The organism is Psychromonas sp. KJ10-2 (assembly GCF_047323255.1).
Lineage (GTDB): Bacteria > Pseudomonadota > Gammaproteobacteria > Enterobacterales > Psychromonadaceae > Psychromonas.
The window spans coordinates 2,025,734-2,041,455 of sequence record NZ_CP178827.1 but is presented as its reverse complement, the minus strand read 5'-3'; the positions used below and the strand labels follow the sequence as shown (position 1 = coordinate 2,041,455).

Below are 15,722 nucleotides of genomic sequence, written 5' to 3'. Positions count from 1 at the left end.
GGCTCTAAAAAAGAGGCATTAAGGTTAATGCCTCTTGATAAGATTAGAGTAATAACAGGCTTCCTAAACCTAGGAACACAATAAATCCAAAAATATCTGTGACTGTGGTTAATACCACAGAGCCTGATAACGCTGGGTCGATATTGAATTTATTTAATATCCAAGGCACCCACACACCAGATAAAGACGCAATCACGATATTACCCAAGATAGAGATGAAAATGGTTAATGATAACAATGGATTATCAAACCATACAAAGGTAATTGCTCCGATTACGATAGCCCACAACACCCCATTAATGGCGCCGACTTTAAGCTCTTTAGCAATAATACTTTTCTTATTAGCATCATTAATTTGCCCTAAAGCTAAACCGCGAATAATCAAGGTGATGGTTTGACTGCCAGAAATACCGCCCATAGAAGCGACCACAGGCATTAATACCGCGAGTGCGACAACCTGTTGAATCGTTGCTTCAAATAAACCAATAAACCAAGAGGCTAAAAAGGCGGTGACTAAGTTAATGCCTAACCAAACTGCACGGTTTTTTGAGCTTTGCCATACGTTACCAAATAGATCTTCCTCTTCCACTAAACCACCAGATTGATTTAATTGCGCTTCTAATATCTGTTCTTTGTAACGATAAGCAGTAGGCAAATCTAAACGGCCTGTTAAGCAACGATTTTCGTCAATTACGGGTAATGCTGAACGGTCTAAATCAATCAGTTTTTCCGAGGCGTCGGCAATATATTCATTACTCAATAAGTACTCAACATCAGTGTCGATTGAGTCTTGGTATTCTTGGTCACTTTCCGCTTTGAAGATTGCGTTTACAGCAATTTCCCCGACTAATTTGGCATCATCATCAACGATGTAAATTACTTCGGTAAAGGTCGGCAGTTTTTTACTACAGACTTTTTTTACTGCTGATAATTTTAGGCGTTGTGGCAGTTGAATATCGGTAAAGTTTTGCCAATGACCCACTTCATCTAAGGCATAATCGCATGACTTTTTGTATAAACTACGCTGTTTTGCATTCATGTTACTAACTGCGTAATCAATAAAGCGATCGTTTAAACTTTCAGATAGTTCTAAAAGATGGAAGGCATCCAGCTTGGTTAATAGCGGAAAACATTGCTCATCTTCTAAGGTGCTGAGTAACAGTTCTCTCGACTCATGCTTCATCACGATAAAGATGTTTTGCTGCGCCTCATCGCTCAGCGCTTGCCATAAATTAAGTCTTAACTTTAATGGGAATGACTCTAATAAAATTGCAATTTGATCATCAGATACCTGCTCATAGATCTCTGTTACCAGTGCTTGTATATCTTGTTCAGCATCAAAATGTTGGTTAATTTTATCGATATAATCAGGTAATAAATCTAATGACATCATACCTCCTTCTTATTATTGAGGTTCTTGTGTGCGGTATAAAATAGCGTTATTGGCTACTATCACTTTTATTCATTTGTTGTTGCTCAAACCACAGCTTCATGAAATCAGCTGTTAAGGATTGTTCAATCTCTAATGCGCGTTCAGTAGGGCAAAAAATGGTAAAGATAAGTTGGGTATCACCAATGTCTGAGGTGGCTACCTGGATGTGCGGCTCAGGTCCTGCAATATGTACATCCAAACGGTTTTCGATCAGTTGGTTATAGCGGATTGCAACATCTTTAAAGTCGGCACAATAATCATGTGCTTTCTCGTATAACTCGTCTAAGAAAACAAACGGGTTTACACTGCCATCTCTGGTGATGGTAAAATGGTGCATTGCGTAACGCTTTAAAAAGTTTAAGTTTTTAATAGAAGAAGTAATTAATTTACTATTAGGTACATACAGGGTTTTACCCGTGTACTCATAGGAATCGCTATTCACCTCTAATAGGGTTAATTTTGCCCAATCAATAGAGTGTACTTCGCCGTAATAATCACCTACTTGTATCCAATCTCCAATTCGAAATGGACGGCTCGAAACAATATACAGAAAGCCAATAAAGCACTGAATAAACTCTCTGGTTGCGATCACAATCGCTACCACAAATGCGGCAATAGAGATGGCAAACTTATGGAACTCTTCTGCCCAAATATTAAAGATACCGACAAAAATCAGTATGGTAATGGTGTTGTTTACAATATTGATTTTCAGACGTTTATTATTTTTTCCTTTTTTTCTACTACCTTTAAAAGATAAACTTTACAGCTCATTAATAGTAAAATTAAGATAATAGTAAGCACAGTATTATTATTCATTAATGCTTGAAAAAAGTGTTGTTTGAGAGGTCGATTGAACGTAATTTTTCAAACATATAAGTTGTACCTGTGTTGATAATTTTTGTATTTTATTAAACGTAATAATAACTTATTTCATGCCCATTTATTAATACTAATTAATGGGCTATCTAGCTGTTTATTCTCGATTAATGGTTAATGAACCATCAATATGTAAATCGCGTTGCGGATAAGCGACACAAATATTGTGCTCTTCAAAGAGTTCCTCTAAACGGAATCGGATATTACTGCGCATCACACGTAAACCACCTTCCGCACTAGAGTCTAACCAAAACGTTACTTCAAACATTAAGGCATTATCACCGAAGTCTTCAAAGGTAACGACGGGCGCAGGGTGAGCAACGATCTTGGTTTGCTCCGTGGTAGCTTGTGCAATTAAGTCGGCGACTTTTCTTGCTGGTGAACCATAGGCAACACCGACCCTTACCGAGGATCTCACTAAGCTATCAATTAAGGTCCAATTGACCACGGTATTTTCTAATAGTTTACTGTTAGGGATCAGTAGATGAACACCGTCAACACGCTTAATACGTGTTGAGCGAGTATTGATCTCTTCTACTACGCCTTTTGCATCTTCAACTTCTAAAAAATCTCCGATACGAATAGGGCGTTCCCACATTAATATCCAACCACTGATGAAGTTGTTAATAATATTTTGTGCACCAAAGCCAACACCGATGGCAATAGCACCGGAAAGAAAGGCAAAAGCGGTGATTGGTACATTAATCAATTCCAAGGTCGTCACTAATAAAATCGCCATGGCAATGACATAAAAAACACGCAACAATAAGTGTATGACATTGGGATCAACTTTTTTATTAATCAACCGCTTAGTGATTAATTTGGCGATCCAACGGGTTAATACAATACCAATTAATACAACCGCAGGAATTAATAACAAATGGGTAACTGTGATCGCTTGTCCAGAGACGGTGATTAATTTATAAGATAAAATTTCGTTAATATGTGATAAGTCCATTTAATGCCCCTTTAGGCTTTTTTGTTACGTTTAACCGAATCTGATTTAGTCTTGTTAGTTTAGTTCATTTACAACTTAAGGTATTGATATTGTATTAAAATACTGGCTTATTTTTTTAGTCCTGTAAGAGGCGCCGCGTTTTTTATGATAAGCAGGCCAGGTAAATATGCTGAGTCTCTATGGAGGTTCATAGAATATTAAAAGGTGACTAAAAGCAAAACCTAGCTTAACCTCAACTTTGTTAGGATCAAATCATCTATAAAGAGAAATATTATGATCAGATGTATGTTATTAAAATCAGATAAGTCGTGCACTTACGGCGATCAGTCTTTAATTGAGTTATGGCAACAAAATCCAAGCTACCAAATCTGGATAGACTTTGATAGTCACGATCAGGCTCAAGAAAAAGTTTGTTGAAAGAGTTAGGCTGTCATTCTTTGGCCATTACCGATGCACAACGAGATCGTCATCCGCCTAAAATAGAGTTATTTGATAACTATATTTTTATGTTGTATCGAGGTATCTACCATCCTGGTGATGACTTAGTGTTTGATCATTTGCAAATCAGCATGTTTGTGGGCACTAATATTGTGATCACTTCTCATCGTAAAACATCGATGTCCATCGACAAGTTATTTAGTGAAGAAGGGCAGAAGTATTTATCAAAAAGTCCTATTACCTTAGCCTTACGTATCTTCCATTATAGCTGTGGTATTTATCTGCAAAAACTCTTTGAGTTTGAAGAAAAGCTAGAGTCCATTGAAGATAAGTTTCAAATGGGTGGCGACGATAAAATGATGCAAGAGATCACTCTCTATCAGTCGCGCTTAACTAAGTTAAAACGTACCTTTAATTACCACAGCAACATAGGTAGTGAATTAAAGATATTAGTCACTGATGAAACGCCTATTATCAATCAGGCTGACCTGCATACGGTGACCGATGTGCATGAACGTATTGAACGTTTATTAAGTTTATCGCAAATGCACTACGATATTTGCAGTGACTTAGTCAATGGTTATTTATCTGTTACTTCACATCAACTGAATGCCACGATGCGAGTGTTAACCGTGATCACCGCTATCTTTATCCCGTTGGGATTTTTAGCTGGTTTGTATGGGATGAATTTTGAATATATTCCAGAGTTAAAGCTGGCTAATGGTTACTTTTATTTATTGGGGGTGATGGGCTTTATTTCAGTCAGCTTAATATTGTTATTTAAGAAAAAGCGCTGGTTGTAAGTATTTGTAAATAAGACTAGGGGCTGTTGAACCCGAAGGGCTGCATTTGTGACTATTTCTACTGTATTTTCGTTTATTTATGTAGAATAACTACACTACATAAGCTCAGCCTTGTATGAATAGCTGCAAAAACAAACTCGAAAGATCAACAGCCCCTAGATGCTCACTGCTATTATGCTGCAAGCATCTAGTGCTTTATATCTTGTTTACCATAAGCGTTAAGCCTTGTAATTAATCATTTTTTTACAAGACGTTAACCAAAGTGGGCTAATTAATAACGAGAGGGCAATAACACAAATTGCCAGCTGATAACCGTAGCCATTAATAATATTTGATTGTTTACCAACTGCTGCTAATACAAAACTGAACTCACCTATTTGTGATAACAGCGCACCGGTATAAATACTCTCTTTCCATGAAAAATCAGACATCTTTAAGATACCTGCATTGATAAAGGTGTTAATTAACAAAGCTGCGATCACCAAGGAAACAACTTGTAACCAGTTAGCCATTAAGAAATCCAAGTCTAGCATCATGCCTACAGAGATAAAAAACAGCGCAACAAACAAGACTTTTAATGAGTTTAAGTTATGGTGAACCCATTGGGTCTCTTTCGCTGCGCCAATTAGCATTCCGCCTAAGAACGCTCCGAGAGCGGTAGATAGCTCAAACCAAGCCGTTAACATAGACAACCCAAAACATATTCCCAAACCAGCAAATAGCTGTAACTCATGGTCATGCTTTAACCATTTTGCCAGCGGAATATGGACCTCTTTTTTAATGATAATAAAGGCCAGCAATGCTGCGGCAGCAATGGAACCAATCACTTGTCTGCCTACGTGTGTATTTTCAACAACATCGGTTTGATATAACCCAATAATAATCAACATTGGGATGATTGCTAAATCCTGCGCTAATAGAATCGCTAATGCACCTTGCCCTACTTTAGAGTCTAGAGTATTGCTGTCTTGCAATAGCTTGATCACAATCGCTGTACTACTTAAGCTGATCACAAAACCAATCAGAATCACTCGTTCAATTCCCCAATGGAAAAACAAGCCTAGTATCCAAACAAAGGTGACACTTAAAATAATTTGAAATAGGGTGCCAAAAATAGCCAGTTTCCAATTCTCTACTAACTTTTTGGGATCGGTTTCCATGCCGACAAAAAACAATAGGAAGACCACACCTGCAGCGCCTAAGCGGGCGATGGTGTCGGTGTCGGTGATCAGTGAAAGCCCCCAAGGGCCAATAACAATGCCAACGATTAAGTAAGCAATAACATGTGGTTGATGAAATAACTTTAGAATAAAACCTAAAGCCAACACAATAAAAATGATACTAACCATTTGTGGCATAAAAGGATCTAAGTGCATAACAACTCTTTATTCATGTTTAGGCGCTATCCCTACTCTTTGAACAGCCTTGCTATGGCTGAAATAAGTGCTTTAGGTTTTGTATAACGCGCAAATTGTAATGGTGAGAATAGTACAATATACTCGATTAACCCCTTATTCATGTGAACTCACAAATGATTACACAACAATTTATTTGGTTTATCGACAGTCGCTTTTTTATCAAACCACGTCATTAGATAAGATGATCCACCTTATCCAACCCAACCAAAAAACACTGCAAATTATCATCGATGCAAGTGCACAACTAAAGGGGCGCGGATATTGGCATTTATTTTCAAATAAAGAAATATTATCTGATGAAATAATGACAAAAATAGAGTTAAAAAAAGCAAAACTACTTAAATACTTTGCAATGAATGCTATTGATGTCGAAATTAGCATTAATCAATCTTCTGATTACCTCTCGGTTTTAAATGCCGAGGTCGCGAATGACCCACAAAGTGTCGTTGTTATTGAAGATAATGCAGTCGCTCAGCGACACTCTATTTTTCAGCGTTTAACTGCGATTAAAGCGCCTTTACTATTGTTAAGTAAGCGGGCTTGGCAACAACCTTTGAGTATTGTTGCTGCTGTAGACCCTCTCCATGAGTATGCTCGAACTGGAGGATTAGATACGAATATTGTTGCATTGACTGAACGTTGGGCTAAGCCATTAAAAGCAACTTGGGTGGTGACACATTGCTATTATGTTACCTCGGTATTAAGCCAATATAAAAATAAGGTGTTGTCTCAGCATAAACAAGGGTTGATGGAGTTTGCTAAAAAACAACGAATTGCTGCAAACCAATGTGTCTTATTAGAAGGTATTCCTGAGGAGGCATTAGCTTCCTATATTAAGAAAAATAACAGTCATATTTTAGTGATGGGGTTAGTGGCACGTAACAAGTTAGCGCAATTGTGGGTTGGCAGTACTACAACGGCGATCTTAAATGACTTACCTTGCGATCTCTTATTATTGAAAAAATAATGGCCGATTAATGATACCAAAGGACACAAGAGGCACTTTGGTATCATTGTGTTTATTAACGGTTTCTTACTCGGTAAATATCCAGCAGCGCAATTACCCATACTGCCAACATAAGGTAAGTATAGAAATCTAGGGGTTGCATACTCCCTCCTGTACTGGTTAGGGCATTTGAAATGGACGAAACATCCATCCCTACTTGACCATGTTCAATTTGCGCCACAACTTGGTTCGCTTTTTCCATTATCTGCTTGAACAGCAAAATCATAGGGATAGAGAAGCTAATAATAAAGACAGCAGCAGATAGATAACGCTTTAATGAAAGGTGGCCAAAACCTGGATAGATAAGTGCTGAAAGTAGAGCAGCTTTTAATGATTTGTTCATGAATAAAAACCCGATGATACTTTATAAAAGTATATTGTGAAAAACGATAGCGAACACTTTATGAGTGTGATTACAGCGTGTTGATGTTAACGTGGAGTCATCATATATCAATTATATTGTTTCTGATCTTTTCATCCTTGAAAAATATTAATGATATTGTTCAGTGAAGTCGATTTATCGTATCACGCTAATAATAGGGGGCATAACATGATACTCGATTCCTTCAAATTAACTGGCAAAGTGGCTGTGGTTACTGGCTGTAATACTGGGTTAGGGCAAGCAATTGCGATTGCGCTCGCGGAAGCGGGTTGTCATGTTGTGGGCATTAATCGTAGTGCGCCTGACGGCACCATTAATAAAATGAAAGAGGGGGATATCGTTTTCTTGACCTGCGTGCCGATCTGTTAAATCAAACTCAAATCCCTAATTTAATTAAACAGGCCATAGATGAATTTGGACGAATTGATATTTTGGTGAATAACGCAGGTATTATTCGTCGAGAGGATGCTATCGATTTTGCTGAGCAAGACTGGGACGATGTAATGGATGTTAATGCCAAAACAGCCTTCTTTATGTCGCAGGCGGTAGCTAAGCAGTTGATTAAGCAAGGTGAGGGTGGAAAGATTATTAATATTGCCTCTATGCTGTCCTTTCAAGGTGGGATAAGAGTGCCATCTTACACTGCTTCTAAAAGTGCGTTAATGGGGTTAACTCGTGCCATGGCTAATGAATGGGCCATACATAATATCAATGTAAATAGTATTGCTCCGGGTTATATGGAAACTAACAATACCGCTGCACTCAGAGAAGATGCTGAGCGTAATCAAGCTATTTTAGCGCGTATACCAGCGCAACGTTGGGGGAAGCCAGTTGATGTGGCTGGACCTTGTGTTTTCTTAGCCTCAGAAGCGGCTAGTTATATGAACGGTTATACGATTGCTGTGGATGGTGGCTGGTTAGCCAGGTAATTAAGTTTAATGAGAGTATTCAATCTATGATGGACCAGCTGTTTTTTGCGCAACTAATTGGCTTTATGAGTTTTATATTAGGTATTTGTACCTTCTTTCAAAAGGATGATAAAAAGTTAAAAATCATGATGGTGATATTTAACTTAAATCACCTTGTACATTATCTATTATTAGGCTCGATAGTATCAGCACTGAGTGCCTTGTTATCAGCTTTTAGAACCGTCACCGCTATTTATATATCTTCGTTAGCAGTTGCTTTAGTGTTTATTGGAGTTGGTTTGAGCAGTGCCATCTATTTTTCTGAGAGCATTTGGGATCTGTGGTCTATGCTAGGCATGAGTATTGGCACTTATGCTGTGTTTGTTTTAAAAGGTATTAAAATGCGCATTGCCTTTTTAATCGGTGCGGTATGTTGGTTAATCAATAATATTTTAGTAGGGTCGATTGGCGGTACCTTGTTAGAAGCTACATTAATAACGGTGAACCTCAGTACCATCATACGGATAGTAAGAGATAATCGAAAAATGCCTAAGGTTGAAGAGAGTGTCATTGGGCATTAGTTAAAAGTACTTATGCCCAGTTAAAGCTTCTTTAAGGTGCTGTTACTTTGGATAATTCAGGTACCATTTCATCTATCAGGTATTGAATTGATAAATAGCTAAAGAAGGAGAACGCGCCACCAACAAGGTCGCCGGTAAAGTACTCTTTATGGTTTTTGTAGAAAGGCATACGTTGACGGAAGATAGCTGTACTGGCACTTTCAATCGCTTGTTCAGAGCCTAACCACACCACAATATCATTGTTTAAAATATCTAATCGCTCTTCGCTGAATGAAGCATAAAAGGCATCACCTGCTATCTGGTCAATTTCTGCTGGAATAACAAACCCTAAGCTAATTAAAAACTGTGAGCGTAGGTCTTTACTGGCATAAGCACCTGGTTGTTTATTATAGTAAAACGCCACTGCAGCGGTTTTTCCTTCAAACTCTGGGTGTTGCGTTTTTATTGTTTGTAATTTTTGCTTTAAGGTTGCTACCTGTTGTTGTGCGAGGTCACTGTAGCCAAGTGCTTCACCAATCATTAAATGACGTACATCCCAAGGAATGGTCCATTTTTCATAATTAGTAGGGCCGGCCAGTGTCGGCGCAATCGCATTTAGCTTTTGGTACTCTTTTTCATCCATGGCGGCCGAAACGCCAATAATCAGATCTGGTTTTAATGCTGCGATTGCTTCGTAATCTATAATTCTAGGATCGAGTAATACCGGTTTGGCATCACCTAAAGCTGACTGTGCCCATGGCCACACACCGTAAGGTTGGTTGCCATACCAATCACGTATTGCGATTGGTTTAACGCCAAAAGATAAAATATCATCGTGGTCAACCTGACCCACAGACACTACCTTTAATGGTTTTTTATCAATGGTTAATGTGCCATATTGATGTGTGATAGTGACCGGAAAAGCAAATACACTGATACTCAGACATAAGCCGATTAATCCTGCGATCCATTTCATAATTATCCCTTACCTTAGGTTTTTTTGGTGATTAATAAATAAGCGAACAAAGGGGCGCCTATTAATGCTGTGACAGAGCCTGCCGCTAGTTGTGTCGGAGCAAATACACTTCGCCCAATAAGATCAGCAATCAGCACTAGCAAAGCCCCCACTAATGCGGTTAAAAAAGATGGTTAGCTGGTCCAGAGCGCACTAATTTGCGAGCTAAATGTGGAGCGAGCAAACCAATAAAGCCTAATGGCCCTACAACTGCAGTGGCGATTGCTGCTGCCGTAACGGAGATAGACAGTTGCATTAACATAATGGCTTTTAAGTTGATGCCTAAGCCAATGGCCACTTCATCCCCTAAACTGATCACCGACATCATTCTTGCTTGATAGAGGGTTAAGCTGATGATCAGCATAAAAGCCAGTGCGAGTACCTGTACATCGTGCCAATTACTATTATGCGTACTTCCCGCTAGCCAAGATAAAGCTGCCATTGCTGAGGGTAAGTCACCATAGGTTAATAAACTGGAGATAATGGCGCTAATAAAAGCAGCAACCCCAACCCCCAATAAAATAAATTTAAGTGGGTGACCGTTACCACGTAATAATTGGATCACAATGGCAATGGTCACTGCGCCAATAAAAGCCGCAATCTCACGCCAATTATCAATATAACTGGGAAATAAAATGGTTAAGGTAACCACAGCTAACGCTGCACCTTGACTGATCCCAACCAAGCTAGGATCAGACAAAGGATTCCGTGTCATATTTTGTAATAACGCGCCAGAGAGGGCAAATAAGGCACCGCTTAATAGAGCGACTAAACTCCTTGGTAAACGAAACTCCCATATAATAACGTTGGCTTGTGGATCGAGTATCGCTTGTTGTTGTCTTAGCAAACTCATCACACTGTCATGTAAAGAGAGTGGATAACTACCCTCTGTTATCGCATATAAAAAAGTACCAAACAGCACGGCGGTTAGCAGTGCCGTATATAATAGTGCATGACTATTAAAACGTAATGAGACAGCTTGTTTACATAAACGCAGGGTATAGTGCATTAACGAACCCTCACTTTAACTAACCAGATAAATAATGGTGCACCGATTAAAATAGTGATCAAGCCTGTCGCAATTTCATGTGGTTGAATTAACCAACGAGCCAGAGAGTCAACAAATAATAGATATGCCGCACCGAGTAACATCGAGTAGGGAACAATCCAACGGTAATCTGCCCCAACCCAAAAGCGTACAACATGCGGAATAACCAAGCCGATAAATCCAAGTGGTCCGGCTAACGCGACAGATGCAGAAGTTAGCATCACCACACAAACTAGTAATTGCCACTTTCGACGGGCGATATTAATCCCTAATCCTGTGGCAACCTCTTCACCCATGGATAACGCGGTAACACTGGGGGCGAGTACAATCGCAGCCACCAAGCCAATGATGATCCATGGTAAGCACCAATATAAGGTGGTTAAATTGCTCGCTAATAAGGAGCCAACTAACCAGGTACGCATCTCTTCAAAGGTTTGTTGATCTAACAAGTGATGGATGGCTAATAATGCGCCAGTGAATGCAGTAAATGCTGATCCTGATAAAATTAAACTTAAGGGGTAATACCGCCGGCTACCCTAGATGCAATACTCCAAACAATCACAGCGCTGACTAATGCACCTAAAGCCGCCACTAAGGGTAACCATATTAAGGATGCACTGCTTACAAAGGTTGACCAATAGACAACTGCTAAGGCTCCGCCGGTAAGCATACCTAATAAACCTGGATCAGCCAGTGGGTTGCGGGTAACTCCCTGCATTAATGCACCAGAAACTGCTAAACAAGCGCCGACACAGATCGCGATAATCGCTCTTGGTAAGCGTAATTCTTGGATAATAAGGTGATTAAAGTTATCTTCATTGTAGGCGTAAAAGGATTGCATCAGTTCATTGATTGCAATGGTTTTTGTGCCAATGGATAGGTGCCAAATTAATGCGATAAATAATAATCCAAGCATCACCACTATGCCTGACCAACTTAACCATCTTGAGTGAGTCATGAAACTACCTGAGCTGGTTGTTGAGTGCTTGGAATACAAACTAAAGCACGGCTATCAGGATCTTTTATTATTTTGGCATTTAAGCCAAATACTGCTTGTAGATTATCTGCGTTGAAAACCTGTTCGGGCGTACCTTGTGCATATATATTGCCATCTTTCATCATGATTAGATGGTCGGCATAGGTCGCGGCTAAATTAAGCTCGTGCAATACAATCACCAGAGTGCGTTGATGCTGGTGGGCTAACTCACTAAGTAAGTTTAATAGGTCAACTTGTACCTTTAAATCTAAGTAGGTGGTAGGTTCATCCAATAAGATAATATCTGTCTGTTGTGCTAATACCATCGCAATCCAACAGCGTTGCCGTTGCCCACCGGAAAGGTCAGCAATGGAGCGATCTGCTAACATCTCAACATTTGCCTGCTGCATCGCTTGATTGACTGCTTGCTCGTCCTCTTTACTCCATTGTTTTAAAAAGCTTTGGTGTGGATAACGCCCCTGTGATACTAACTCTTTAACCGGCAAACCTTCCGGAGCGATTGGACCTTGGGGTAATAGCGCCATCATTTTAGCTACTTGTTTAGCTGGCTGTTGATGAACCGCTTTGCCATTTAACAAAACTTGACCACTGATAGGAGGCAATACACGTGCTAAACATTTTAATAATGTAGATTTACCACAGCCATTAGAGCCAATTAATATACTCATTTTGCCGGGTTGAATATTTAAGTTAACTCCTTTCACGATTGGGCTATCATAACCGACGACTAAATTATCCGTGGTCAGACTAATGGTGGAAGCAGAGGCTTGATTGTTTGGAGTCATGATTGGGTGCTTATTGTTTATTTTTATGTACTTTAGGGCAGTTTGCACAAAGCTCTTCATCTATTTTATCAGCCAAGCAGCAACTGCTTCTGACAAACTCGATACTATTGTCTGGATTACTTGTGAGTGTCTCTAATAACTTTTGCGGTAATCCCATTGCTTCTACCCAAAGAGTTGCATGAGATAAAATATCTTGGCCACTAAAGTCGCTGACTAATGCTTTGACCTTAAGTAAATTACCAAAAATTAAGTCGGCAACAAAACGGTCTGCATAACCAGGGCGACAACGTTCAACGTTATCTAGCTGGACTCGATAATGCTCAATTAACGGGGCTAAATGTGATTTTGTTTGTGCGATTAGTTGCTGTGGAGTGCCGCTAAACATCTGCTTACTTTGAAAAGTGAAGCCGATAATCGCATTGTGCTGACGTTGTTGTTTAAATTGAGAAAAGTCAGGCAGCCTTTGTAAGCCATAGATACTGATAAAGGCAATATAGATAGGTTGCCAACATAGCAGATGCCACACTCGCGCTTGATAGTACGCTTCACCCGCCTCAGGGAACAGTCTTTTTAAATCATTTTGTAACGCCATAATGGTAGCTTGATCATAATGATTTCCTTGTAACCATTGATCATTTTTCACTGTGTCTAAAAATAATGAGTCTAGCGCCTCAAATTTACCATCCAAATAGGGGATAACTTGTCTACATAAGTTAAACATGGAGGTTAATGAATCTGTTTGTAGGGTTCGATTAGACATAATGGGTTAAGGGGCGAAAGCGCCTATTAAATAATATAGGTGATAGAATTAAGCGTACGGTTAGGTATGCCTCAAGTATAGGGTTATTAATTTTTTGATAATAGTTATCGTTATCTTGTTGGATGATATATGAGCTATTTTTTGATTGCAACAATCGGTAAATGTAAACAAGGTGGAAATGCGCACTATATATTGCTCGGTAATATAATCAGAGAGTAATACCAATTGCATTAAATAAGTGATCTCAATTTTGCGCAGGAAAAATGGCTTAGTTTAAGGCGTAATTTAAGCCTCTCGACGATTAACTTCGTTAATAGTCTGACGGAGAATTAAGCAAAAGATGTTAATTCTTTAATAGTGGTTCAATTGGCGAAAATGACAACGAAGGAGTCAGTTATTTTAACAAGCAAAATAGATTAGTTACTTAGTGTGATTGGTATAAATAGGCAGTTAAACCAACCCCCTCACTGGGTGATTGGTTGTATCTTTTGCTTTTTATGAGGAAAGTTTACATTTAGGTTGTTTGCTTTAGACAACACGTTTTTGCAAAGGCTCGGTAAAGCCATGGCTTAGTTCAGTGATGAGGGAACCTAATATTTCTAAACCGGGTAAAATTTTATCGCTATTCATGGCAGAGAAACCTAAACGAATATAATTCTTAGGAGCGTCTTTTTGCATGAATAACGTATCGCCCGATTCAATTAATATGCCATGCTGCGCGGCTTTATCACGTAAATCATGGCTAGCTACATTAATAGGCAAGGCAATCCAAAAGCAAAAACTGCCTGGAGTTGCATGTATTTTGCAGGAGCTGAGATATTTCTTAACACCTTGCTCCATCAATAACCATCGTTTTTCAAAGGTACGACGCATACGTCTAACATGACTATCGTAATAACCTTGGCTAATAAATAGCGCGACAATACGTTGGTTATTTGAAGGTGGGTGACGGTAATGTAAAAGCACGCAGTTTACGTAACTCGGTGATTAAAGAGCTATCTGCCACTAGATAACCAATACGAATGCCTGGCGTTAAAGATTTAGATAAACTGCCTACATAAATAACACGGCCATCTTGGTCAAAGCTTTTTAATGCAGGTAATGGTTGTTCAATGAAATTAACTTCACTCTCGTAATCATCTTCGATAACGATAAAGTCATCTTTACAAGCTTGCTCTAATAATCCTTTACGACGTTCTACATTCATGGTCACTGTGGTTGGATACTGATGGCTTGGTGTAGTGAAAACATAATCACAGTCTTTTAACTGCTTACCTAATTTTAAACCTGCATTATCAATATCCAGTGGTTTAACTGGGCTATCACATAAAGAGATAATATGACGTAAGTTTGCATAGCCTGGATTTTCAACACCAAAGGTTACCGACTGATCGGCTAACAGGTTGGTCAATAAAAACAGTGAATTTTGTGTGCCTAAAGTAATGAGGATCTCTTCAGGCTTGGCTGTGATACCTCGTTTTGACAGAATTTGCTGACGAATTTGCGAGACCAGTTGTGGGTCATCCATATCGATATAACCCTCTACCCATTCATGTAACTTACCTTTACTTTCAGCAATACGTGAACACTCTCGCCATTGATAGAGCGGAAATTCACTGACATCAATGTGCCCATAAATAAATGGATATGGATATTTTAACCAATTTTCATCTTTATTTAAGGTGGATAATTGACTTGGTTGCTTCAACATTCGTTTCGACCAGTCCGGTTGGCGAGTCGTACGATGTACCCCTTCAGGGTCTGCTTGCACTGAATTGGTGAGACGTTGCACCATAAGTAGATCAGGGTGAACGAAGAAACCACTGCGCTTACGTGCAACTAAATACCCTTCATCGACTAAGCTTTCATACACCAGCACTACCGTATTACGTGATACTTTTAATAGCTGTGCCATCTTTCTACCTGATGGTAAGGCTTTGTCACCAAAGGTATCTTGCTCAATAAGCTCGACTAATTTTTCACGGATCTGTTGCTGATAAGTACTATTTTGATGCAATTCAATATTTATTAAAAAATCAACCATTACGTCACCTGTATAAATTTCGAGCAAATTATGTGGTGAAATATGTTGCTTGTTTTCAATGCAACTCACCACCTTATAGATAGGCAATTTTTAAGCCAATTTTTTTAAAGTGATGAGGCCAAAATTTAACTTGTGGCCCATTAATTTCAAAAATTGGCTCTGTTACTTATTTTGTTCAAGTGTAGTTTAAATAAGGAAAGCGCATCACGCAGATACAATAAAAATAATAAAAAGTGATTTATGAGTGTGCTAGAGCAGGAAAAATATTTTAGCAAGTAATAATAAACGCCTG

At 39.0% G+C, this 15,722-nt stretch carries 17 protein-coding genes and 1 pseudogene; 4 read left to right on the top strand and 14 right to left on the bottom strand.

Translation table 11 applies throughout. The features are described 5' to 3' along the window. Nucleotides 1–43: 43 nt before the first annotated feature. The 3 genes from ACLKL2_RS09850 to ACLKL2_RS09840 all read right to left on the bottom strand — a co-directional run bounded on the left by ACLKL2_RS09850 (nt 44) and on the right by ACLKL2_RS09840 (nt 3,266). Nucleotides 44–1,393: a magnesium transporter gene (locus ACLKL2_RS09850; RefSeq protein WP_413691460.1), complete on the bottom strand. Its 1,350-nt coding sequence runs from the start codon at nt 1,391–1,393 to the stop codon at nt 44–46. A gap of 46 nt (nt 1,394–1,439) precedes the next feature. Further along, nucleotides 1,440–2,024 (bottom strand): mechanosensitive ion channel family protein, encoded by a 585-nt coding sequence (locus ACLKL2_RS09845; RefSeq protein WP_413691459.1) that lies wholly within the window; start codon nt 2,022–2,024, stop codon nt 1,440–1,442. A 381-nt stretch (nt 2,025–2,405) separates the two neighbouring features. Next, complete coding sequence (locus ACLKL2_RS09840; protein ID WP_413691458.1) at nt 2,406–3,266, bottom strand: mechanosensitive ion channel family protein; 861 nt, start codon at nt 3,264–3,266, stop codon at nt 2,406–2,408. Nucleotides 3,267–3,676: 410 nt separating this feature from the next. Between ACLKL2_RS09840 and ACLKL2_RS09835 the strand changes: the two genes are divergently transcribed. Next, nucleotides 3,677–4,507, top strand: a complete 831-nt coding sequence (locus ACLKL2_RS09835) for a magnesium transporter CorA family protein (protein ID WP_413691457.1) — start codon at nt 3,677–3,679, stop codon at nt 4,505–4,507. Between the two features lie 218 nt (nt 4,508–4,725). Here ACLKL2_RS09835 and ACLKL2_RS09830 read toward each other — a convergent pair whose 3' ends face one another. Continuing rightward, entirely contained in the window at nt 4,726–5,883 is a 1,158-nt protein-coding gene (locus ACLKL2_RS09830; RefSeq protein ID WP_413691456.1) for a cation:proton antiporter, read from the bottom strand. A gap of 100 nt (nt 5,884–5,983) precedes the next feature. Between ACLKL2_RS09830 and ACLKL2_RS09825 the strand changes: the two genes are divergently transcribed. Then, a complete protein-coding gene (locus ACLKL2_RS09825) occupies nt 5,984–6,892 on the top strand; it encodes a universal stress protein (protein WP_413691455.1) in 909 nt (302 codons plus the stop codon). 55 nt (nt 6,893–6,947) lie between these two features. On the opposite strand, the gene ACLKL2_RS09820 is transcribed toward ACLKL2_RS09825, so the two are convergent. Then, nucleotides 6,948–7,274 carry a hypothetical protein gene (locus tag ACLKL2_RS09820; RefSeq protein ID WP_413691454.1) on the bottom strand — a complete coding sequence of 109 codons (327 nt, stop codon included), beginning with the start codon at nt 7,272–7,274 and terminating at the stop codon, nt 6,948–6,950. A gap of 207 nt (nt 7,275–7,481) precedes the next feature. Between ACLKL2_RS09820 and kduD the strand changes: the two are divergent. Together kduD and ACLKL2_RS09810 are read left to right on the top strand one after the other, a co-directional pair. Continuing rightward, nucleotides 7,482–8,242, top strand: a pseudogene (gene kduD / locus ACLKL2_RS09815) (2-dehydro-3-deoxy-D-gluconate 5-dehydrogenase KduD). 26 nt (nt 8,243–8,268) lie between these two features. Further along, entirely contained in the window at nt 8,269–8,802 is a 534-nt protein-coding gene (locus ACLKL2_RS09810; protein ID WP_413691453.1) for a YgjV family protein, read from the top strand. 31 nt (nt 8,803–8,833) lie between these two features. On the opposite strand, the gene ACLKL2_RS09805 is transcribed toward ACLKL2_RS09810, so the two are convergent. From ACLKL2_RS09805 to ACLKL2_RS09765, 9 genes are all read right to left on the bottom strand, one after another. Next, complete coding sequence (locus ACLKL2_RS09805; protein ID WP_413691451.1) at nt 8,834–9,757, bottom strand: ABC transporter substrate-binding protein; 924 nt, start codon at nt 9,755–9,757, stop codon at nt 8,834–8,836. Between the two features lie 14 nt (nt 9,758–9,771). Continuing rightward, complete coding sequence (locus ACLKL2_RS09800) at nt 9,772–9,894, bottom strand: iron chelate uptake ABC transporter family permease subunit (protein ID WP_413691450.1); 123 nt, start codon at nt 9,892–9,894, stop codon at nt 9,772–9,774. A 23-nt stretch (nt 9,895–9,917) separates the two neighbouring features. Next, complete coding sequence (locus tag ACLKL2_RS09795) at nt 9,918–10,805, bottom strand: FecCD family ABC transporter permease (protein WP_413691449.1); 888 nt, start codon at nt 10,803–10,805, stop codon at nt 9,918–9,920. Further along, nucleotides 10,805–11,350, bottom strand: a complete 546-nt coding sequence (locus ACLKL2_RS09790; RefSeq protein ID WP_413694295.1) for a FecCD family ABC transporter permease — start codon at nt 11,348–11,350, stop codon at nt 10,805–10,807. The genes ACLKL2_RS09795 and ACLKL2_RS09790 overlap by 1 nt, the downstream gene beginning before the upstream one ends. A 5-nt stretch (nt 11,351–11,355) precedes the next feature. Continuing rightward, complete coding sequence (locus ACLKL2_RS09785) at nt 11,356–11,802, bottom strand: iron chelate uptake ABC transporter family permease subunit (RefSeq protein ID WP_413691448.1); 447 nt, start codon at nt 11,800–11,802, stop codon at nt 11,356–11,358. Continuing rightward, complete coding sequence (locus ACLKL2_RS09780; RefSeq protein WP_413691446.1) at nt 11,799–12,626, bottom strand: ABC transporter ATP-binding protein; 828 nt, start codon at nt 12,624–12,626, stop codon at nt 11,799–11,801. Before ACLKL2_RS09780 ends, ACLKL2_RS09785 begins: the two co-directional genes overlap by 4 nt. A 10-nt stretch (nt 12,627–12,636) precedes the next feature. Continuing rightward, nucleotides 12,637–13,386 (bottom strand): siderophore ferric iron reductase, encoded by a 750-nt coding sequence (locus ACLKL2_RS09775; RefSeq protein WP_413691445.1) that lies wholly within the window; start codon nt 13,384–13,386, stop codon nt 12,637–12,639. A 528-nt stretch (nt 13,387–13,914) separates the two neighbouring features. Continuing rightward, entirely contained in the window at nt 13,915–14,352 is a 438-nt protein-coding gene (locus tag ACLKL2_RS09770) for a hypothetical protein (protein WP_413691444.1), read from the bottom strand. Continuing rightward, nucleotides 14,318–15,430 carry a PLP-dependent aminotransferase family protein gene (locus ACLKL2_RS09765; protein WP_413691443.1) on the bottom strand — a complete coding sequence of 371 codons (1,113 nt, stop codon included), beginning with the start codon at nt 15,428–15,430 and terminating at the stop codon, nt 14,318–14,320. The genes ACLKL2_RS09770 and ACLKL2_RS09765 overlap by 35 nt, the downstream gene beginning before the upstream one ends. Between the last annotated feature and the right edge of the window lie 292 nt (nt 15,431–15,722).

Coding starts and splice junctions, on each gene's coding strand:
- ACLKL2_RS09850 (WP_413691460.1), bottom strand. CDS start 1,393: ATGATGTCATTAGATTTATTACCTGATTATATCGATAAAATTAACCAA.
- ACLKL2_RS09840 (WP_413691458.1), bottom strand. CDS start 3,266: ATGGACTTATCACATATTAACGAAATTTTATCTTATAAATTAATCACC.
- ACLKL2_RS09830 (WP_413691456.1), bottom strand. CDS start 5,883: ATGCACTTAGATCCTTTTATGCCACAAATGGTTAGTATCATTTTTATT.
- ACLKL2_RS09825 (WP_413691455.1), top strand. CDS start 5,984: ATGGTGAGAATAGTACAATATACTCGATTAACCCCTTATTCATGTGAA.
- ACLKL2_RS09820 (WP_413691454.1), bottom strand. CDS start 7,274: ATGAACAAATCATTAAAAGCTGCTCTACTTTCAGCACTTATCTATCCA.
- ACLKL2_RS09810 (WP_413691453.1), top strand. CDS start 8,269: ATGATGGACCAGCTGTTTTTTGCGCAACTAATTGGCTTTATGAGTTTT.
- ACLKL2_RS09805 (WP_413691451.1), bottom strand. CDS start 9,757: ATGAAATGGATCGCAGGATTAATCGGCTTATGTCTGAGTATCAGTGTA.
- ACLKL2_RS09795 (WP_413691449.1), bottom strand. CDS start 10,805: ATGCACTATACCCTGCGTTTATGTAAACAAGCTGTCTCATTACGTTTT.
- ACLKL2_RS09785 (WP_413691448.1), bottom strand. CDS start 11,802: ATGACTCACTCAAGATGGTTAAGTTGGTCAGGCATAGTGGTGATGCTT.
- ACLKL2_RS09780 (WP_413691446.1), bottom strand. CDS start 12,626: ATGACTCCAAACAATCAAGCCTCTGCTTCCACCATTAGTCTGACCACG.
- ACLKL2_RS09775 (WP_413691445.1), bottom strand. CDS start 13,386: ATGTCTAATCGAACCCTACAAACAGATTCATTAACCTCCATGTTTAAC.
- ACLKL2_RS09765 (WP_413691443.1), bottom strand. CDS start 15,430: ATGGTTGATTTTTTAATAAATATTGAATTGCATCAAAATAGTACTTAT.